General features: G+C 64.3%; 15 protein-coding genes and 1 pseudogene. 7 read left to right on the top strand and 9 right to left on the bottom strand.

Annotated elements, in window-relative coordinates; translation table 11 throughout:
• Positions 1 to 97: 97 nt before the first annotated feature.
• The 4 genes from HL671_RS03315 to HL671_RS03300 all read right to left on the bottom strand — a co-directional run bounded on the left by HL671_RS03315 (position 98) and on the right by HL671_RS03300 (position 4,804).
• Positions 98 to 1,177: a BMP family ABC transporter substrate-binding protein gene (locus tag HL671_RS03315; protein WP_012042274.1), complete on the bottom strand. Its 1,080-nt coding sequence runs from the start codon at positions 1,175 to 1,177 to the stop codon at positions 98 to 100.
• A gap of 79 nt (positions 1,178 to 1,256) precedes the next feature.
• Positions 1,257 to 2,174 (bottom strand): ABC transporter permease, encoded by a 918-nt coding sequence (locus tag HL671_RS03310; RefSeq protein WP_172235578.1) that lies wholly within the window; start codon positions 2,172 to 2,174, stop codon positions 1,257 to 1,259.
• Positions 2,161 to 3,252 carry an ABC transporter permease gene (locus HL671_RS03305; protein WP_012042276.1) on the bottom strand — a complete coding sequence of 364 codons (1,092 nt, stop codon included), beginning with the start codon at positions 3,250 to 3,252 and terminating at the stop codon, positions 2,161 to 2,163. Before HL671_RS03305 ends, HL671_RS03310 begins: the two co-directional genes overlap by 14 nt.
• Positions 3,236 to 4,804: an ABC transporter ATP-binding protein gene (locus HL671_RS03300; protein ID WP_172235577.1), complete on the bottom strand. Its 1,569-nt coding sequence runs from the start codon at positions 4,802 to 4,804 to the stop codon at positions 3,236 to 3,238. Before HL671_RS03300 ends, HL671_RS03305 begins: the two co-directional genes overlap by 17 nt.
• A 575-nt stretch (positions 4,805 to 5,379) precedes the next feature.
• Here HL671_RS03300 and HL671_RS03295 point away from each other — a divergent pair.
• Positions 5,380 to 6,474, top strand: a complete 1,095-nt coding sequence (locus HL671_RS03295) for a hypothetical protein (protein WP_172235576.1) — start codon at positions 5,380 to 5,382, stop codon at positions 6,472 to 6,474.
• A gap of 73 nt (positions 6,475 to 6,547) precedes the next feature.
• Here the strand turns inward: HL671_RS03295 and HL671_RS39070 are convergent.
• A pseudogene (locus tag HL671_RS39070) lies at positions 6,548 to 6,747 on the bottom strand (nucleoside deaminase); the annotation flags it as partial.
• A gap of 575 nt (positions 6,748 to 7,322) precedes the next feature.
• On the opposite strand from HL671_RS39070, the gene HL671_RS03290 reads away from it, so the two are divergent.
• Positions 7,323 to 8,417: a hypothetical protein gene (locus tag HL671_RS03290; RefSeq protein WP_012042279.1), complete on the top strand. Its 1,095-nt coding sequence runs from the start codon at positions 7,323 to 7,325 to the stop codon at positions 8,415 to 8,417.
• Between the two features lie 847 nt (positions 8,418 to 9,264).
• The gene (locus HL671_RS03285; protein WP_012042281.1) at positions 9,265 to 10,359 is read left to right on the top strand and encodes a hypothetical protein; all 1,095 of its coding nucleotides are present in this window, start codon (positions 9,265 to 9,267) and stop codon (positions 10,357 to 10,359) included.
• Between the two features lie 73 nt (positions 10,360 to 10,432).
• Here the strand turns inward: HL671_RS03285 and HL671_RS03280 are convergent, their stop codons facing one another.
• From HL671_RS03280 to HL671_RS03270, 3 genes are all read right to left on the bottom strand, one after another.
• Positions 10,433 to 10,951, bottom strand: coding sequence for a nucleoside deaminase (locus HL671_RS03280; RefSeq protein WP_172235611.1), 519 nt, complete (start codon positions 10,949 to 10,951; stop codon positions 10,433 to 10,435).
• Between the two features lie 208 nt (positions 10,952 to 11,159).
• Entirely contained in the window at positions 11,160 to 11,399 is a 240-nt protein-coding gene (locus tag HL671_RS03275) for a DUF378 domain-containing protein (RefSeq protein ID WP_012042283.1), read from the bottom strand.
• 60 nt (positions 11,400 to 11,459) lie between these two features.
• A complete protein-coding gene (locus tag HL671_RS03270; RefSeq protein WP_012042284.1) occupies positions 11,460 to 12,599 on the bottom strand; it encodes an MFS transporter in 1,140 nt (379 codons plus the stop codon).
• A gap of 219 nt (positions 12,600 to 12,818) precedes the next feature.
• On the opposite strand from HL671_RS03270, the gene HL671_RS03265 reads away from it, so the two are divergent.
• From HL671_RS03265 to HL671_RS03250, 4 genes are all read left to right on the top strand, one after another.
• On the top strand, positions 12,819 to 13,748 hold the full coding sequence (locus HL671_RS03265; RefSeq protein ID WP_012042285.1) for a 2-dehydro-3-deoxygalactonokinase: 930 nt from the start codon (positions 12,819 to 12,821) through the stop codon (positions 13,746 to 13,748).
• A 1-nt stretch (position 13,749) separates the two neighbouring features.
• Entirely contained in the window at positions 13,750 to 14,391 is a 642-nt protein-coding gene (locus tag HL671_RS03260; protein WP_172235575.1) for a 2-dehydro-3-deoxy-6-phosphogalactonate aldolase, read from the top strand.
• Between the two features lie 113 nt (positions 14,392 to 14,504).
• Positions 14,505 to 14,960: a MarR family winged helix-turn-helix transcriptional regulator gene (locus tag HL671_RS03255; RefSeq protein ID WP_172235574.1), complete on the top strand. Its 456-nt coding sequence runs from the start codon at positions 14,505 to 14,507 to the stop codon at positions 14,958 to 14,960.
• Positions 14,957 to 16,873, top strand: coding sequence for an FUSC family protein (locus HL671_RS03250; protein WP_172235573.1), 1,917 nt, complete (start codon positions 14,957 to 14,959; stop codon positions 16,871 to 16,873). The genes HL671_RS03255 and HL671_RS03250 overlap by 4 nt, the downstream gene beginning before the upstream one ends.
• Here the strand turns inward: HL671_RS03250 and HL671_RS03245 are convergent.
• A complete protein-coding gene (locus HL671_RS03245) occupies positions 16,854 to 19,508 on the bottom strand; it encodes a flavin-containing monooxygenase (RefSeq protein ID WP_172235572.1) in 2,655 nt (884 codons plus the stop codon). The genes HL671_RS03250 and HL671_RS03245 overlap by 20 nt on opposite strands.
• Between the last annotated feature and the right edge of the window lie 62 nt (positions 19,509 to 19,570).

Below are 19,570 nucleotides of genomic sequence, written 5' to 3'. Positions count from 1 at the left end.
GTGCAGTGCCTCGGCTTTTGCCCCTCATGGCGGACCGCTTCACCTGCGAACCCCTGCCGCAATGCGAACGGCAGGGGGTCTTGGTCGCTGATCGCGATTACTTGCCGGGAAGCTTGTCGTCGACGCCTTTGACGTAGAAGTTCATGCCGAGGATCTGGCCGTCGGCGAGATGATCGCCGCCCTTGCACTCCACCTCCTTGCCGTCCTGGCCGACGACCGGGCATTTGAACGGATGCAGCTTGCCTGCGGTGATCGCGGCCTGCGTCTCCTCGGCCATCTTCTTCACATCATCAGGCATGTTGGTGTAGGGCGCCATTTCGAACATCTTGGAGTCGAGGCCACCCCAGGTGTCCTCCGACTTCCAGGTGCCGTCGAGCTCGGCCTTGACGCGGGAGATGTAATAGGGCGCCCAGGTGTCGAGGATCGAAGTCAGCTGCGCCTTGGGGCCGAACTTGATCATCTCGGAGTCCTGGCCGAAGGCGAGCTTGCCGCGCTCGGCCGCGACCTGCATCGGCGCCGGGCTGTCGGTATGCTGCATGATGATGTCGGCGCCCTGATCGAGCAGCGCCTTGGCGGCGTCGGCCTCCTTGCCAGGATCGAACCAGGTGTTGACCCAGATGATCTTGACCTTGATGTTGGGATTGATCGATTGCGCGCCGAGCATCGTCGCGTTGATGCCCGAGACGACCTCGGGAATCGGGAACGAGCCGATATAGCCAAGCACGCCGGCCTTCGACATCTTGGCCGCGATCTGGCCCTGGATATAGCGGCCCTGGTACCAGCGCGCCGAATAGGTCGACATGTTCTTGTCGCGCTTGTAGCCGGTGGCGTGCTCGAAATGCACGTTGGGATATTTTTTGGCGACCTTCAGGGTCGGGTCCATGTAGCCGAACGAGGTCGTGAAGATCAGCTTGTTGCCGGCGCGGACGAGCTGCTCGATGGCGCGCTCGGAGTCGGGGCCTTCCGGCACGTTCTCGAGATAGGTCGTCTCGATCTTGTCGCCGAACTCCTTCACGAGCGCCTGGCGCGCCAACTCGTGCTGATAGGTCCAGCCGAGATCGCCGATCGGTCCAAGGTAGATGAAGCCGACCTTCAGCTTGTCGGCGGCGTGCGCGACGCCGGCGATGCTCCCCGCCAGCAACAGCGCGGCGGCAGCCCCCAGAAGCCTTTTCATCATCGTCAATATCTCCAAATTGTCAGGGGAAAGCCTATTTCCAGAGCGTCGCGCCCCATCGCAGGCGCTCCGGATGAAACGATCAGCGGTCCGGGACGAACACCGTTCCCAATGCAGCCGGCGCCGTCGAGCCGCCGGTCCGGGCGCGCGACAGCAGCACCAGCACGATCACGGTGGCGAGATAGGGCAGCGCCGACATGAATTGCGAGGGGATGCCGACACCGGCGCCTTGCGCATGCAGCTGCAGGATCGTCACCGCACCGAAGAGATAGGCGCCGATGACGAGACGGCCCGGTCGCCAGGATGCAAACACGACGAGCGCGAGCGCGATCCAGCCGCGTCCCGCCGTCATGCCGGGAATGAAGAATGGCGTGTAGGCCAGCGGCAGATAGGCTCCGGCGAGCCCGGCGCAGGCGCCGCCGAACAGCACGGCCAGCATGCGGATGCGCAGCACGGGACAGCCGAGCGCATGCGCGGAGATGTGGTTGTCGCCGCAGGCACGCAGGACGAGACCGGCGCGGGTGCGATAGAGGAACCACCAGACGGCGACAATCAAGGCCAGCGACAGATAGACAAAGGCGTCCTCGCCGAACAGGATGCGGCCGACCAGCGGGATGTCACTCAGGCCGGGAACCGAGAGGTGCGGGGCGGTGTTGATGCGCTCGCCGACAAAGCGCGCCCCGATCAGGCCGGAGAGGCCGATGCCGAAAATGGTCAATGCCAGGCCGGTCGCGACCTGATTCACCGCGAGCCCGAGCGTCATGAATGCGAAGATCAGCGACATCAGCATGCCGGCGATGATGCCGCACAGCGCGCCGACGACGATCGAGCCGGACAGCCAAGCGCCGCCAAAGCCACAGGCGGCGCCGACGATCATCATGCCCTCGACGCCGAGGTTGAGCACGCCGGCGCGCTCGGTGACCAGCTCACCGGTCGCTGCCAGCAGCAGCGGCGTCGATGCGGCGAGCACCGACAGGATGATTGCTTCAACCAGCACCACTTTGCACCTGTCGGGCGGCGAAGACGAGCTTGAACCGGTAGAGGATGAGGGAGTCGCAGGCGAGCACGTAGAACAGCAGGATGCCCTGGAATACCTTGGTCACGTCGAGCGGAATCTTCATCGTGATCTGGGCCTGCTCTCCGCCGATGAACGTCAGCGCGAGGAAAAGTCCTGCAATTAATATTCCAACGGGATTGAGCCGGCCGAGGAAGGCGACGATGATCGCCGTGAAGCCATAGCCCGGCGAAATGCCCGGTTGCAGATGGCCGATCGGACCCGCCACCTCGATGATGCCGGCGAGTCCGGCCAAAGCACCGGAGATTGCGAAGGTCACCAGCACGAGCTGATTGGCGTTGAAACCGCCGAAGCGGGCGGCGCGCGGCGCGACGCCGACCACCCGGATTTCAAAACCCTTGATGGTGCGATCGAGCAGCACGAACGCGCAGATGACGACAATGAGCGCGATGATGCTGCCGAGATGCAGCCGTCCGCCCTCGATCAGCAGCGGCACGGTCGCGACCGGATCGAACTCGGCGGTGGTCGGGAAATTGAAGCCGGCCGGATCACGCCACGGGCCGCGAACGAGATAATCGAGCAGGAGATCGGCGACATAGACCAGCATCAGGCTGGTGAGGATCTCGCTGGCGCCGAACTTCACCCGGCACAGCGCCGGAATCAGCGCGTAAAGCGCGCCCGCGGCAGCGCCGGCGAGCAGCATTGCCGGCAGCACCCAATGGCCGGCTTCCGTGCCCTGTGTCTTGACCGCGATCCAGCTGCCGGCGACGGCGCCGATCAGAAACTGGCCTTCGGCGCCGATGTTCCAGGCATTGGCGAGATAGCACAGCGATAATCCGATCGCGATCATCACCAGCGGCGTCGCCTTCACGGCGATTTCCTGCAGCGAATAGCCGTCGGTGAGAGGGGCGATGAAATACACGCCGAGCGCGGTGATCGGGTTCTTGCCGAGCAGGGCGAACAGCACGCTCATGGTCACCAGCGTCAGCCCGATGGCGATCAGCGGCGAGACCAGCGCTATGGTGCGTGAGCGCTCGGCGCGCTTCTCAAGCACGAGTTGCATGCGCGGCCTCCTTCTGGTCGAGACTGGCGCCGCCCATCAGCAGGCCGAGTTTTTCGCGCGTGGCTTCCATGCGCGGCAGGGCTGCCGAGAGCCGGCCATGAAACATCACGGCAATGCGGTCGGCGATTTCGATCAGCTCATCGAGATCCTGGCTGGTGACGAGCACCGCGGCGCCCGCACTTGCGAGGTCGATCAACGCCTGACGGATGATCGCCGCAGCGCCGGCATCGACGCCCCAGGTCGGCTGGTTGACGACGAGCACCGCTGGTTGCCGCAAGATCTCGCGGCCGACGACGAATTTCTGGAGATTGCCGCCGGACAGGCTGGCGGCTTCGGGATCGCGCTTGGCCTTGCGGACGTCGAACGTCTCGGTGGTGCGATCCACCGTCCGCAGCGTGGCGGCGGCATTGATGAAGCCGTGGCGCACCATGTCGCCGGCGGCGTGCCCCGTCAGCAGCGCATTCTCCGACAGCCTCATCCGCGGCGCGGTGCCGTGACCGAGCCGTTCCTCGGGCACGAAAGCCGCGCCCATCTTGCGGCGCTCGCTGATCGAGAGATTGCCGCAGGCGATGCCGTCGATGATGATCGTTCCCGGCTCCTTGACAAGGCGCTCCCCGGAAAGCGCGGCGAACAGTTCGTCCTGTCCATTGCCTGCGACCCCGGCGATGCCGAGGATCTCACCGCCCTTCAACTCGAACGAGATATTCTGCAGACGGACCCCATGCAACTCGGCCGGTTGCAGCGTGAGATCATTCACGACCAGGCGCGGCACCGTCGTGCGCCGCTCGGCCGACGGCTTCACTTCCTTGATCTCGCTCCCCACCATCATACGGGCAAGCGATCCGGCCGTCTCGAGCTTCGGATTGCAGGTAGCAACCTTCCTGCCGCCGCGCAGGATCGTGGCGGTGTCGCACAGCCGCTTCACCTCGTCCAGCTTATGGCTGATATAGAGGATCGCGCGCCCCTCTTGCTTCAGCCGCTCAAGCACGATGAAGAGCTGATCGGCCTCCTGCGGCGTCAGCACCGCCGTGGGCTCGTCCAGGATCAGGAATTTCGGGTTCTGCATCAAGGCCCGTACGATCTCGATGCGCTGCCGCTCGCCCACGGAGAGTTGCCAGACCTCCCGCTTGGGATCGAGCGGCAGTCCGTAGTCGCGGGCGACGTCGGCCAGCCGGGCCGACACCGCCCTGAGCGGCTCCTTGCCATCTAGCCCGAGCGCTACGTTCTCGGCGACGGTCAGATTGTCGAACAGGGAGAAATGCTGAAACACCATACCGATGCCTAGCGATCGGGCCTCGGAGGGCCCGGAGAGCTTGATCGGTCGGCCCTGCCAACGCAATTCCCCGCCACTCGGCTGCACCAGTCCGTAGATGGTCTTGACCAATGTCGACTTGCCCGCGCCGTTCTCGCCGAGGAGAGCGTGGATTTCGCGCGGGACGATCTCGATGTCGATCCTGTCATTGGCGAGGAAATCGCCGTAGCGCTTGGTCAATCCGACCGTCTGCAGGAGCGGCTGTACGGGGGCTGGGCGAGCCAGCGCGGGATCGGGCATGTGCTGCGTCTTAGGCAGGGAATGGAACTGCCTCAATTGTGAGCTAATTTAGCTCGCCGCGTAAGAGGCGAAAAGCGCCATCGTTTGCACAACTCTTGCCCAGCCCCTGGAAACGTCCCCCCGTCCATTTCCGCTTCAAGGCCAGTTGCATCGGCCCGGCAATGCAATTGGATTGCCTCCGTCCGCGCGACGCGACATGTGGCACTTTTGCGACAGTTGCCGGGAATCAATCTCGGACAGCAGCGTGCCCGTTGGATGAGCAGCATCATCTCAACGGCCGAGCGAACCTCGGTCGTGTGGTTGCAGCGTTCCGCAGCGGCCGATGAAGCTGCTTCTGCCCTGTCCAGAAAACTCCAACGATGTGAAGTCGAAAGCCCCGTTTCGCGGTTCCATTTGCCGCGGCCAATCGTCTCACATCCTGGAACACCGGCGCGAGGCGCGCGTCACCGCCTGGGGCGGAACCTTGATCAAACTGCGGGCAAGACGTGGAGAATCTTGAGGCTTCTCGCGACGAAGCTTCGGCGCAACTGTGCAGGCAAGTGCGGAATCGGCGCTTGTTCATTGGGGGTGTCTACATGTCATTTCGTCATTTCATCACTGCTGCCGTTGCGCTGGGCGCAGGCGCGATCGCGGCGCTGGGGCAGGCCGGCGCTGCGGATCTGCCGGCCAAGGCCGCGAAGAAGGCTCCGGCTGATCTGCCGTTCTTCCTCGTCGTCGACAACCGCGTCAGCTTCTCCTGGATGCCCAAGGGCACCGATCCCGGCGTGTTCTCGGTGCGGCCGAATGGCAGCATCAACAGCACCACCGCCAAGCAGGTCTATTCGTTCAGCCACTTCGACGTCTGGCAGTACGGCACCAACTTCTTCACCATTTCGATGTTCAAGTCGGATCATAACGACCCGGCCAATCCCTGCACCAATGCCGGCGTGATCTTCAATCCCGGCACCGGGATCGCCACCCCCGCAACGTGCGAAGGCGCCACCGAGATCTATGGCCTGTTCCGCTCGACCTTCGGCTGGAATCAGATCTTCAACACCAACGCTTTCACGATGGGGCCGCTGCACAACATCTCGTTCGAGGTGGGCATGGATGCCAACACCGAGAACAACTATCTGTCGCCGGCCAAGCGCTCCATGGTCGCCGGTCTGCAATTCGCGTTCGATCTGCCCTACAAGGGCTACTTCAACGCCGCGCCGCTGCTGTATTACGAATTCTACAACCGTAATGCGTTCACCCAGTGCGGAGCGGGCTGGCAGCTGCCGGCAGCGGCTGTTCCGGGCGTGAACTGCTTGACCGACGGCAATCGCAGCTTCAACCCGACCTGGGCGCTCGAGCTGAATTACTACATGGATCTCGGCTTCCTGCCGCCAAACATGCAATTCTGGTCGATCAGCGGCCGCGCCGGCTGGTACGGTGAGAAGGGCAACGAGAACAGCCCGCTGCCGGGGACCAAGACCGCGATCGAGTTCAACTCCGAGCCGATCCGCCTGACCTTCGACGCTTCCAAGGCCTTCATGGGCGACAAGTATTCGCACTTCGTCGACGTCTGGGTTGCCTATCGCTACTGGCAGAACAAGTTCGGCCTCGACCACAAGACCAGCGGGGCCTGCGTCGGCAATGCCAGCTGCACCGAGGAGACGGTCTATGGCGGCGTGACCGTCAAGTTCTGATCTGGCGTGACCAGAGGAGGGCGCTGCAGCCAGGCTGCGGCGCCCTTCTCGTTTGATCATATGTCTCAGATGATCATAGGCCCCTGACGCCGTCATGCAGCGCGGCGGCTTCGTCGTCCAGCAGCGGTCCACGACCTCCGCCATACGCTGGCCACTCAAGAAGACCTTGCGGCAGGGTAGGTCGAGCGTCGGGTTTCCTGGTGTTTGCCGTGAAGTCGCGCAGCCGCCGATCGCTCGGCCGTGGACCTCCTGTCCAATGCCGGCCCGGTAGATCATGTGCTGCGTCTTGGACGGCGAATGGAGCTGTCTCAATTGTGAGACATTTGCCGGCTGTGTAAGAGACAAAATACACGCAATGCTTGGTGCGATTCGCGCTGATTACATTGGTTGTCTATTAGTTCGTATTCACTTGTTTGTTGGTGTTTGATTAGTTGTAAGTAATTTGAGTCAATTCATTTGCGTGAAGCGACGTGTGGCCCTTTTGCGACAGTCATTAGGATTCACTCTCGCGCATTCGCCTGCTCGTTAGATGATCAGCGTCATCCAAAGCGGCCAAGCGATCGCTTGTCAGTCTCTTGCCGGGGGCCTCAGATGACGATGAATCGGCCTCTGTCGGATCCATAAAACTCCAACGATGTGAAGTCGAAAGCTCGGTTTTGCGATGCCATCTGCTGCTGCGGATCGTCTCACATTCTGAGATCCCGAGGCGAGGCGCCAGCGCGGCTTGGGGCGGAAGCTTGCTCAAACCGCGAGCGAGGCATGGAGAATTTTGAGGCTTCTCGCGACGAAGCTTCCGGGCAACTTTGCATGCAAGTGCTGAATTGGCACTTGCTGCTTGGGGGATCTACATGTCGTTTCGAAAGTTCATCATTGCTGCGGTCGCGCTGGGCGCAGGCGCGATCGCGGCGCTCGGGCAGGCCGGCGCCGCGGATCTGCCGGGCAAGGCCGCGAAGAAGGCCCCGGCTGATCTGCCGTTCTTCCTCGTCGTCGACAACCGCGTCAGCTTCTCCTGGATGCCCAAGGGCACCGATCCCGGCGTGTTCTCGGTGCGGCCGAATGGCAGCATCAACGGCACCACCGCCAAGCAGGTCTATTCGTTTACTCACTTCGATATCTGGCAGTACGGCGCCAACTTCTTGACCATTTCGATGTTCAAGTCGGATCAAAACGATCCTGCCAATCCCTGCACCAATGCCGGCGTGATCTTCAATCCCGGCACCGGCATCGGTACCCGCGCAACGTGTGAAGGCGCTACCGAGATCTATGGTCTGTTCCGCTCGACCTTCGGCTGGAATCAGATTTTCAACACCAAGGCCTTCACCATGGGGCCGCTGAACAACATCTCGTTCGAGGTGGGCATGGATGCGGGGACCCAGAACACCTATGTGGCACCGGCCAAGCGCTCCGTGGTTGCCGGTCTGCAATTCGCGTTCGATCTGCCCTACAAGGGCTATTTCAACGCCGCGCCGTTGCTGTATTACGAATTCTACAACCGTAATGCGTTCACGCAGTGTGGAGCGGGCTGGCAGCTGCCGGCTGCGGCCGTCCCCGGCGTGAACTGCTTGACCGACGGTAACCGCAGCTTCAACCCGACCTGGGCGCTTGAGCTGAACTATTACATGGACCTCGGCTTCCTGCCGCCGAACATGCAGTTCTGGTCGATCAGCGGCCGCGCCGCCTGGTACGGTGAGAAGGGCAACGAGAACAACCCGCTGCCCGGGACCAAGACCGCGATCGAGTTCAACTCCGAGCCGATCCGCCTGACCTTCGATGCTTCGAAGGCCTTCATGGGTGACAAGTATTCCCACTTTGTCGACGTCTGGGTTGCCTATCGCTACTGGCAGAACAAGTTCGGCCTCGACCACAAGGTGAGCAGGGTCTGCGTCGGCAATTCGACCTGCACCGAGGAAACGGTCTATGGCGGCGTGACCGTCAAGTTCTGATCTGACGTGACCAGAGGAGGGCGCTGCAGCCAGGCTGCGGCGCCCTTGTTGTTTGTCATGTGTCCCAGATGATCATAGGCCCCTGACGCCGTCATGCAGCGCGGCGGCTTCGTCGTCCAGCAGCGGTCCACGACCTCCGTCATACGCTGGCCACTCGAGAAAACCTTGCGGCAGGGTAGGTCGAGCGTCGGGTTTCCTGGTGTTTGCCGTGAAGTCGCGCCGCCGCCGTTCGCTCGGCCGTGGACCTCCTGTCCAATGCCGGCCCTGTAGATCATGTGCTGCGTCTTGGATAGCGAATGGAGCTGTCTCAATTGTGAGACATTTGTCCGGCTGTGTAAGCGGCAAAATACACGAAATTCTTGGTGTGATTCGCGCTGGTTCCATTGGTTGTCTATTAGTTCGTGTTCGCTTGGTTGTTGGCATTTGATTAGTTGTAAGTAATTAGATTTGCTTCATTTGCGTGAACCGGCATGTGGCGCTTTTGCGACAGTCATTAGGATTCGATCTCGCGCATTCGCCTGCTCGTTGGATGATCAGCGTCATTCAAAGCGGCCAAATGATCGCTTGTCAGTCTCTTGCCGGGTCCTCAGAGGACGATGAAGCGGCCTCTGTCGGATCAAGAAAACTCCAGCGATGTGAAGTCGAAAGCTCGGTGGTGCGGGTCTATCTGCTGCTGCCGATCGTTTCATATTCTGGCCCCCAAACAGGGGGCGCGCGCCACCGTTTGGGATCGAACCTCGATCAAGCTGCGAGCAAGGCATGGAGAATCTTAAGGCTTCTCCTGACGAAGCTTTGGGGCAACTGTGCGTGCCGGGGCTGCATCGACTCTTGTTGCTTGGGGGTTTAAATGTCCTTTCGGAAGTTTATCACTACTGCGTTTGTGCTTGGTGCTGGCGCGACCGCGGCGCTCGGGCAGGCTGGCGCTGCGGATCTGCCGGCCAAGATCGCGAAGAAGGCCCCGGCTGAACTGCCGTTCTTTCTGCTCGTCGACAACCGCGTCACCTTCTCCTGGATGCCCAAGGGCACCGATCCCGGCGTGTTCTCGGTGCGGCCGGATGGCAGCATCAAAGGCACCACCGCCCAGCAGGGCTATTCGTTCACTCACTTCGACATCTGGCAGTACGGCACCAACTTCTTCACCATTTCGTTGTTCAAGTCGGATCACAACGATCCGGCCAATCCCTGTACCAATGCCGGGGTGATCTTCAATCCCGGCACCGGCGTCGCCACCCCCGCAACGTGTGAAGGCGCCACCGAGATCTACGGTGTGTTCCGCTCGACGTTGGGCTGGAATCAGATCTTCAACACCAACGCCTTCACGATGGGGCCGCTGCGCAACATCTCGTTCGAGGTGGGCATGGATGCGAATAGCCAGAACACCTATGTGTCGCCGGCAAAGCGCTCCGTGGTCGCCGGTGTGCAATTCGAGTTCGATCTGCCCTACAAGGGCTATTTCAACGCCGCGCCGTTGCTGTATTACGAATTCTACAACCGTAACGCCTTCACGCAGTGCGGAGCGGGCTGGCAACTGCCGGCTGCGGCCGTCCCGGGCGTGAACTGCCTTGCGGATGGCAATCGCAGCTTCAATCCGACCTGGGCACTCGAGCTGAACTATTACATGGACCTCGGCTTCCTGCCGCCGAACATGCAGTTCTGGTCGATCAGCGGACGCGCTGGCTGGTACGGTGAGAAGGGCAACGAGAACAACCCGCTGCCCGGGACCAAGACCGCGATCGAGTTCAACTCCGAGCCGATCCGTCTGACCTTCGACGCTTCGAAGGCCTTCATGGGCGACAAGTATTCCCACTTTGTCGACGTCTGGGTTGCCTATCACTACTGGCAGAACAAGTTTGGCCTTGATCGCAAGGTCAGCGCGGTTTGCAGAGGCAATTCGACGTGTACCGAGGAAACGCTCTATGCCGGCGTGACCGTCAAGTTCTGATTGGACGTGACCGGAGGAGGGGCGCCGCAGTTCGGCCGCGGCGCCCTTGTCGGCTATGATGTGTCCCCGATAATCATCTGTCCCAGACGCCAATATGCAGCGCGGCGGCTTCGTCCTCCAGCAGTGGCCCGACGACCTCCGTGGTACGCTGGCCGCTCGCGAAGACGTTGCGACAGGGCAGGTCGAGCGTCGGATTCTCCGGATGGTTGCCGGTGAAGTCGCGCAGTCGCCGTTCGCTCAGGCCGTAGACCACCCGTCCGATGCCGGCCCAGTAGATCGCGCCCGCGCACATCGCGCACGGCTCGGCCGACGAATACAGCGTGGCCGTCGCTCGAATGTCGGCGGCGATCGAGGTGCAGGCCTGCGTCGCCACGAGCCGCTCTGCATGCGCCGTGGCGTCGCGCGCCGGCATGTAGCCATTCTCCGCCTCGATCAGCACGCGACCGCCGGCGTCGACGAGAACGGCTGCGAACGGATGGTTGCCGTGCGACATCGAGCGCCGGGCGACGGCAAAGCTGTGACGCAGGAAATGGGCATCACGCGCCTGCGTGCCGGCGGCACTTTGATCATCCGCCGTGCTATCGTCATTCATCGCCATCGCACTGCTCCATTGCGCATTGGGCAGAGTCTGTGCCGGCATGCCGGAACGCGCAAGGGTAACCTGCGTGGGGATGGCGTCGAACTCGCCGTCGTCGCGATCGAGACCGAGCTGCGTGCCCGCCATCCCGAGATCGCGACGTTGTTCGTGAAACCCCAGACCGGCCGCCGCTATCGGGAGATCAGCGCCGCCCGGCATGCGGTCAGCGGTAGACGACGTCGCTGCGTGCGGACGACAGCCGCACCAGCATGCCGATCTGATAGATCGCCGAGAGCGCGACCAGAATATAGACGATCCGGGCGATCGGCGAGGATGTCGCGGTTTCCGCCGCACCATTGCCGAAGATGGCGGTGACGAGATCGACATCGAACAGGCCGACGAGGCCCCAGTTCAGTCCGCCGACGATCACCAGAACGAGAGTGAGGATATTGAGTGCGCGCATGGTTCTGCTCCTTGGCCAATGCATTCGATATTGACCAAGGCGAGGACGGCCGGCTCGTTCCTATCGCGGCGCAGTTGCGACCAAAGGCGCACTCGCAAGCACGACGACCAGCAGCGCCGCGAGCAGCCAGAATGCGGTCGACAGGCTCGTGGCCGCGGCGACGAAGCCGATGCCGGCGGGCCCGAGCAGCACGCCGGAGTAGCCGGCGGTGGTGACGGCCGCGACGGCCAGGCCGACCGGCATCACGGTCTGTGCTCCGGCTCGTCGGAACAGCACCGGCACCAGATTCGAGGCGCCGAGGCCGACCAGGGCAAAGCCTGTCATCGCACTGACGACCGAGGGAACGGCCAGCAGCACGACGAATCCGGTGATCGCCATGACGCTGCCCCACAGCAATGTCGCCCGATCTCCGATCCGCGCGACGACGACATCGCCGGCGAGACGGCCGATCGTCATCGTGATCGAGAACATGATGTAGCCGAGCCCGGCCTGCGCGGCCGGCAGACGGCCGGAGGCCGTGAGCAGCAGCGCGCTCCAGTCAAGCATCGCGCCTTCGACCAGGAACATGATCGCCGCGAGCGCCGCCAGCAACAGCACCGCGCCGTGCGGCAGCACCAGCAGCGGGCCCGATTCTGCCGGCTTGCCTGCGATCAGCCGCGGAACGGCGATGATCATCGCCGCCAATGCGATCGCGCAGCAGGCGAGCGTGCCCGGCAGCGGCGCGACCTCGAAGGCGAGCAGCGCGGTCATGACGCCGGAGCCGGCAAAGCCCCCGATGCTGAATTGGGCGTGAAAGCCGGACATCAATGGCCGTGCGCTGAGCCGCTCGACCTCGATGGCCTGGATGTTCACGGCGACGTCGAGCGAGCCGAGCGCCGCGCCGAAGGCGAACAGCGCGAGCGCGAGCGTGACCGGCGTCGTGGCGATGACGAGCGGAGGCAGCAGAACGCTGAGGGCAAGTCCGCTGACGATCACCACCGGCTTGCTGCCATAGCGCGCGCTGAGCAGGCCGGCCGCCAGCATCGATGCGACCGAGCCGACACCGAGCGACAGCAGCAGGAGTCCGAGCGTCGCATCATCGACGCCGAGCCGCTGCTTGGCGAATGGCACCAGCGGCGCCCAGCACGCGATGCCGAAGCCGGCGACGAAGAAGGCCAGGCGTGTCGCGAGCTGCGCCGCGCGGTGGTCTGAAATGGTCATGGATGGGGGTCCGGAATGCGGATGAAGCCGCGCCTGACAGCGGCTGCGGGAGATCGGGAAGCCAGGCGCCGCGCCTTTGCAACGCAACAAAGAAGGGACGATGCCGGCGGACCTGCCGATCCACTGGCCGAGCTTGTCGGCCGCGACATATCATGCATATAGGGCGGGCGTCATCCGAGCTGGGCCTCCAGAGTGTCGCAGCGCAGCCGCAGAGGAACGATGAGCTCGATCGAGATGTCCAAGGCGGCCTTTGTTGCCGTCGACTGGGGAACTTCGAGCTTCCGCGCCTGGCTGATGGCCGCCGACGGAACGGAGCTCGCCGAGAGCCGAGGCCCCGAGGGCATGTTGCAATGTGCGACGTCGGGGTTCGCGCCGGTGCTGCGCGATCATCTCCGCAAGCTCGGTGGACCGGCCGACCTGCCGGTGCTGATCTGCGGCATGGCCGGCGCGCGGCAGGGCTGGGTCGAAGCGCCATATCTGCAAACGCCGACCCGCCTCGACGCGCTGCATGCCGGCGCGATCTGCGTCGAGACCGAGGGCGACGTCAGGATCCTCCCTGGTCTGGCCCAGGCCCGCGCCGATCAGCCGGATGTGATGCGCGGCGAGGAGACGCAGCTGTTCGGCGTCACCGAGCCAGGCTTTTCCGGGATCGTGTGCATCCCCGGCACCCACAGCAAATGGATCCGGGTCGAGGCCGACGCCGTGGTCGCATTTGCAACCTACATGACCGGTGAGCTGTTCGCGGTGATCTCCCAGCACAGCATCCTGATGCATGCCGTCGAGCCGGACGCCGCGCCAGCCGAGGACGGCGCTTCGTTTCGCGCGGGCCTCGCGTCCGCGCTATCGTCTCCGGCGAGCCTGACCAGCGCGCTGTTCCGGCTGCGCGCGGCCCAGTTGCTCGGATTCGAGCCGCGCTCCGAAGGCGCCGCGCGGTTGTCGGGACTGTTGATCGGCAGCGAGATCGCGGATGCCCGCATGCGCTTCGGCAGCGACCTCCCGCTGCGGCTGATCGGAGCAGGCCGGCTCGGCCGGCTCTATCGCGAGGCCTTGACGGCGTCTGGTTTCACCGTGAACGAATGCGATGCTGAGCTGGCCTCGCGCCAAGGCCTGATCAAGGCGGCCCGGCAGATCTGGGGAGCGCGTTTCTGACATGACACAGTCTGTGAACTGGCCCAACGTGAAGCGGTCGCTGGTTGCGATCCTGCGCGGCATCAAGCCTGACGAGGCCGAGGAGATCGTGGCTGTCCTGGTCGAAGCGGGTTTCGAGATGATCGAGGTCCCGCTCAACTCGCCCGAGCCGTTCGTCTCGATCGAACGGCTGGCCAGGCGCTTCGGCCAGGACTGCCTGATCGGCGCGGGGACGGTGACCAATGCACCGGATTGTGTGCGGGTTGCGGAGGCAGGCGGCCGCTTGATGGTCAGCCCGAACGTCGATGCCGAAGTGCTGGCAACGGCGCAGGCTTACGACATGGTGACGATGCCCGGGGTGTTCACCCCGACAGAGGCATTTCTTGCCCTGCGCTGCGGCGCTTCGGCGTTGAAGTATTTTCCTGCTTCGGTTCTCGGCCCCGCCGGCATCGCGGCGCAATTGGCCGTGCTGCCGAAAGGCGTCGTCGTCGGGGCGGTCGGTGGCGTTTCGGACAAGAACCTTGCGACATATGTCGCGGCTGGCGTGCGCGCGTTCGGCCTCGGCTCGAGCCTGTACAAGCCGGGCATGACGGCGAGCGATGTGCGTGACACCGCGCGTGCCTCCGTGCTGGCCTATGACGAGGCCATGAAACAGCAGGTTTGACCGGCTGCAGCTGCGTCCGGATCGCTCGGCATGCGCCGGACGCGGAGCAGCCCGGCGCGCGCTGCCCCGAAAATAGATTGAATTCAAATCATTTTGGTTCAAGTAAATGGGGCATGGCACCGTCGGCATCCACCGCCCGTCTTCGCTTCGGCTTTGCGCTCGTTGGCCTCGCCCGCCGCTGGCGCCGCGCGCTGGACGAACGGATGGGCGCGCTCGGATTGTCGGATGCGGCATGGCCGCCGTTGGTGCATCTCGATCGATCGGGCGACGGCATCACCCAGAATGAGCTTGCGGCCCGCTGCGGCATCGACGGATCGAGCCTGGTGCGCCTGCTCGACATGCTCGGTGAGCGTGAACTGATCGAGCGGCGGGTCTCCCCGACCGACCGCCGCTCGCGGCTGGTCTTTCTCACCGCGAAGGGCCGGCGGCTGCTCACCTCGGTCTATCGAGTGCTGCGCGAGGCCGAGAGCGCGATGCTCCGGGACATCGACGACACGCGCCTGCAGGCGACGCTCGACATGTTCGACCGGATCGAGCAGCGGCTCATCGAAGGAGACGGCAAGGAATGAATGCGCCACCCGCTTCGCGGTTCGGCTTCGAATGGCCCCGCCTCGCATTCGGCTTTCGGACCGCGCTCGCCGCATGTCTTGCGCTCCTGCTTGCCTGGCTGGCGGGACTGGAGCATCCGCAATGGTCGGGGATGACGGTGTGGGCGGCCTCGCAACCTCTCCGCGGACATCTTCTGGAGAAGAGCGCGGCCCGGCTCGCCGGCACCATCATCGGCGTGTTGTTCGGACTGGCCTTGATGCGTGTCTCGCACGGCGACGCCATGGTGCTCGTCATCGGCATCTCGCTCTGGATCGGCCTGTGCGCCTTTGCCGGCAATCTTGTCCGTGGCTACGCCTCCTATGCCGCCATGCTCTCCGGCTATTCGGCGGCCATGGTGGCCCTGCTCGACGCGGCCCATCCGGAGCATGTGCTGGCCTTGGGCGCCGATCGCGTGCTGACCGTTGCCGTCGGCATTCTGGCCGCGCTGCTTGTCGGCTGGCTGTTCGCCGCGCCCGGCGACGATATCTCGGTTGTGGAGAAGGCGCGGCTTCTCAGCGAGCAACTGGCAGCCGACATCGTCGCGCGTCTGCGCGGGGCGCCGGTCTCGGAGAATGAGCAGCGTTCGATTCTGTCGGACATCTCGGCGCTCGAAGGCACGCTCGACCTGCATGGTGCTGGCTCACGCCGGCGACGACGGCTGGTTCGGAAGATCCGCGCGCTGCTGGCGGCGCAGGTCTCGGCCGTGCTGTGGCTGCGCTCGGAGGACAGCCGGGCCATCGATGCCGCGATGGCGGACTCGCTGGCGCGAACAGACATGTCCGAGACCGGAGTTTCCGTGCCGGCGCTGCAGCGGTTGGGCGAGGCCGCGGCCGCCGCGAATCCGCATGAACCATTGGCGTCGGTCCTGAATGACCTCGCCGCGGCGACAAGCAATCTGGCTGATCTCGACGGACGCCCTGCTGCCGAACTGCTCTTGCATCGCGATTGGATGCTGGCGCGCCGCGCGATGTTGCGCACCCTTGTCGCGATGCTGGCCACGGGTCTGGTCTGGCTCGCAACCGGCTGGGAGATGGGCGGCTTCATGATGCTCGGCACGGCGATCATGCTGTCGGTCTTCTCGACCTTCGAGAAACCGGCCGCCATCCTGCCTCACGTGCTCGCAGGGCAGGTGCTGGGGACGGGCCTCGCCCTGATCTGCCGCTGGCTGATCTGGCCATACGTCGGTGGATCGCTCGGGGCGGTGCTGGCGATGGTCCCCTTCATCCTGCTCGGTGCGCCGCTGTCGGCGCATCGCCTGACCCAGCGCATGGCGTTCGACGTCAACATGGTGCTGTTGCTGATGCTGCAGCCGACCTGGCCGCAGACCATGAGCTTCGGGCATTCGCTGATGGCTAGCCTTGCCGTGGTCGCCGGACCCGTGGTCGCGCTGATTGCCTTCAGCCTGATCTATCCCGTCGACAGCCGCCGTCGCTATGAGGCGGTCAGATATTCGATGATCGACGATCTCGAATATCTCGCGGCCAGCGCCCTGCGATCGGATCGCCGCAAGCGATGGCGCGCGCTGCTGCATCACCGCGTCCTGCTCGCCACCTATTGGGGCGAGCGGGCCTCGTATCCGACTGCGCGCCTGGCCGACGATGCCCTTGCGCTGCTGTATGTCGGACAGGCGATCGAGCAGCTCGGCGAGTTCGCTGCAAGCACAACGTCGCCGAGCGCCAGACGGCGCTGCACGGCGACGCTGGAGCGGCTGCACCGCATCGGCACGGATCCGCTGCGCGCGGCCCGCGCCTTGCTCGATGCCGTGGGCCGGCTGCCGGCCGAGATGTCCGGCTGCACACCCGTTCTGACGCGGGCGGCGGCCCAGCTTGCAGAACGCCCTGCAGCCTTTCGCAAGATGGCCGCCGACGCCGGTGCTAGCTCGCCGCGGCGTTGATCTCCGGCGAGCCGCTGTCTTCGGCAGGCTGGGTGAACGCCTGCAGCGCCTCCGCCATCTGCACGCGACCACCGACACCGGTAATGACGATATCGACCATCGTGAACGATGAGTGGAAATGGCCGCGGGCCTTGAGCTGTCCGACGGGGACGCCCGCCGTTGCCAATGCCTCCGCATAGGCCACGCCTTCGTCGCGCAGCGGGTCGAACTCGCAGGTCACGATATAGGCCGGCGGCAGTCCTTTCAGCTGGCCGCGCAGCGGCGACACGCGCGGATCGGTGCGATCGGCCGGCGAGCAGTAGATGTCCCAGAACCAGAACATCAGGCCGCGCGTCAGGAAGTAGCCGGCGGCATTCTCGGTGTACGACGGACGATCGAAGCTGCAATCGGTGACCGGGCACACCAGCAGCTGGCCACCGATAACGGGACCGCCGCGATCGCGCGCCAGCTGGCATGTCACGGCGGCGATATTGCCGCCCGCGCTCCAGCCCGCGACCAATACTGGACCTTCGCGGCCGCCGAGTTCGGCGGCGTGCTCCGCAACCCAGCGGGTGGCGGCGTAGCCATCTTCGGCCGCCGCCGGGAAGCGATGCTCGGGAGCGTGGCGGTAGTTCACGCTGATGAAGATCATGTTGGAGCGGCGGCACATGTCGCGGCAGAACGGATCATCCGACTGCTCGTCGCCGAGCACCCAGCCGCCACCATGGAAGTACACCACGATCGGATGCGGCCCGGGTGTCGCCGGGCGATAGAGCCGGTAGGCGAGGGGGCCATCCGCGCCTGGGAGCGTGCCGTCCTTGACCTCACCGACGGGGCGTCCCGGCGGCCGGGTCTTGTTGAACTCGGTGATGAAGTCGCGGGCGCCCTGCGCGCCCATCGATTCGATCGGCGGCAGGTTCATCTCGGCGAGCATGTTCAGCACCAGCCGCACATCCGGCTGCAGCTGCACGATCTCTCCGTCATTGCATTGGGCCGCGCCGTTCGGACCAGCCAGCTTGAAGCCGAGCATGCCGCGCTTCACGATCTCGTTGCAGATGCCGCGATAGGGCCCGACGCCGCCGGTATAGGGCATCAATGTCTGCGGCTTGCCTGGCACGTTGGCGCCCGTGTACCAGGTGTTGGCGAGCCGATGCAGCGTCACCGTCGCGCAGTCCGCCATGTGGCGCATCCAGCCGGCCTGCGCGGTGTCCGTCGGCTCGATCGTCGTGAAGCCGGCCTCGCGCATCTCGGCCAGGCGGTCCACCACGAAGTCGACATGCTGTTCGATCGACACCGCCATGTTCGAGAGCACCGATGGGCTGCCGGGCCCGGTGATCAGGAACAGATTGGGGAAGCCGGCGACGGTCAGGCCGAGATAGGTCTCCGGGCCGTTCGCCCAGGTCTCATCGAGCGATTGGCCGCCGCGGCCCTTGATCGGATGCACGGCGCGGATCGCGCCGGTCATGGCATCGAAGCCGGTGGCGAACACGATCACGTCGATGTCGAAGCTGCGCTTGTCGGTCTTGATGCCGTTTGCCGTGATCGACGTGATCGGCTCCTTGCGCAGGTTGACCAGGGTGACGTTCGGCCGGTTGAACGTCGCGTAGTAGTTGGTGTCCAGACACGGACGCTTCGCGCCGAACGGATGATCATGCGGCGTGAGCGCCTCGGCCGTCTCGGGATCCTTGACGATCTCGCGGATCTTCTCGCGGATGAGATCCGCGAGCAGCGCGTTGCCGTCGGCGTCGACCCCCTGGTCGGCCCAGAGCTGCGTCAGCATGCCGACGAGGTCGCCCGCAGCCCATAGCTTCTCGAAGCGCGCGCGGCGCTCACTCTCGCTCATCTGCCAGCTGAATTCGGTGGCCGGCGGAATCGGCACGCCCGTCAGCGACCAGCGCGCCTGCTCGCGCAGGCCGTTGCGATCCTGCGCCAGCTGGGCGGCACGATCGGCCGGCAACGGGCCGTTATGCGCCGGGAGAGCGAAGTTCGGCGTGCGCTGGAACACGGTCAGCTGCGCCGCTTGCTCGGCGATGATCGGGATCGACTGGATGGCGGACGAGCCGGTGCCGATCACCGCGACGCGCTTGCCCTTGAGGTCGACGCCGTCATGCGGCCAGCGGCTGGTGAAGTAGATCGCGCCCTTGAAGTCGTGCACGCCGTCGAATTCCGGCGGCTTGGGCTGCGACAGGCAGCCGGTCGCCATGATGTAGTGGCGGCAGGAGACGGCCGGGCCGTTGTCCGTCGTGAGCAGCCAACGCTCCTTCGACTCATCCCAGGAGGCGCCGAGCACGCGGGTGCCGAAGCGAATGTCCCGGCGCAGATCGTAACGATCGGCGACGAAGCCGAGATAGCGCAGGATCTCCGGCTGGGTGGCATATTTCTCGGACCACTGCCAGGCGGTCTCGAGTTCGGGATCGAACGTGTAGCTGTAGTCGACGGTCTGGATGTCGCAGCGCGCGCCCGGATAGCGGTTCCAAAACCAGGTGCCGCCGACATCGGTTGCGGTATCCAGCGCCACGGTCGAGAAGCCCGCCTTGCGCAGGCGGTAAAGCAGGTACAATCCCGCAAATCCGGCGCCCACGACGGCGACGTCGACCGTCTGGGTTTCACCCTGAGCGGATTCCGACGCGCGTGCCTCGACCATTCCGTCTGACATGCTGACCTCCCGATGATTTTGTGATTGCCGGAAGGCTAGCGCCGCTCGCGTGGTTTGTCAGC

Source organism: Bradyrhizobium denitrificans (genome assembly GCF_013179005.1).
In the GTDB taxonomy this organism is placed as follows: Bacteria; Pseudomonadota; Alphaproteobacteria; order Rhizobiales; family Xanthobacteraceae; genus Bradyrhizobium; species Bradyrhizobium denitrificans.
Note: the sequence above shows the minus strand (reverse complement) of the source record. Positions and strands in the feature narration are given on the sequence as shown.

Coding starts and splice junctions, on each gene's coding strand:
- HL671_RS03290 (WP_012042279.1), top strand. CDS start 7,323: ATGTCGTTTCGAAAGTTCATCATTGCTGCGGTCGCGCTGGGCGCAGGC.
- HL671_RS03285 (WP_012042281.1), top strand. CDS start 9,265: ATGTCCTTTCGGAAGTTTATCACTACTGCGTTTGTGCTTGGTGCTGGC.
- HL671_RS03300 (WP_172235577.1), bottom strand. CDS start 4,804: ATGCCCGATCCCGCGCTGGCTCGCCCAGCCCCCGTACAGCCGCTCCTG.
- HL671_RS03260 (WP_172235575.1), top strand. CDS start 13,750: ATGACACAGTCTGTGAACTGGCCCAACGTGAAGCGGTCGCTGGTTGCG.
- HL671_RS03250 (WP_172235573.1), top strand. CDS start 14,957: ATGAATGCGCCACCCGCTTCGCGGTTCGGCTTCGAATGGCCCCGCCTC.
- HL671_RS03305 (WP_012042276.1), bottom strand. CDS start 3,252: ATGCAACTCGTGCTTGAGAAGCGCGCCGAGCGCTCACGCACCATAGCG.
- HL671_RS03280 (WP_172235611.1), bottom strand. CDS start 10,951: ATGAATGACGATAGCACGGCGGATGATCAAAGTGCCGCCGGCACGCAG.
- HL671_RS03295 (WP_172235576.1), top strand. CDS start 5,380: ATGTCATTTCGTCATTTCATCACTGCTGCCGTTGCGCTGGGCGCAGGC.
- HL671_RS03270 (WP_012042284.1), bottom strand. CDS start 12,599: ATGACCATTTCAGACCACCGCGCGGCGCAGCTCGCGACACGCCTGGCC.
- HL671_RS03245 (WP_172235572.1), bottom strand. CDS start 19,508: ATGTCAGACGGAATGGTCGAGGCACGCGCGTCGGAATCCGCTCAGGGT.
- HL671_RS03315 (WP_012042274.1), bottom strand. CDS start 1,177: ATGATGAAAAGGCTTCTGGGGGCTGCCGCCGCGCTGTTGCTGGCGGGG.
- HL671_RS03275 (WP_012042283.1), bottom strand. CDS start 11,399: ATGCGCGCACTCAATATCCTCACTCTCGTTCTGGTGATCGTCGGCGGA.
- HL671_RS03255 (WP_172235574.1), top strand. CDS start 14,505: ATGGCACCGTCGGCATCCACCGCCCGTCTTCGCTTCGGCTTTGCGCTC.
- HL671_RS03265 (WP_012042285.1), top strand. CDS start 12,819: ATGAGCTCGATCGAGATGTCCAAGGCGGCCTTTGTTGCCGTCGACTGG.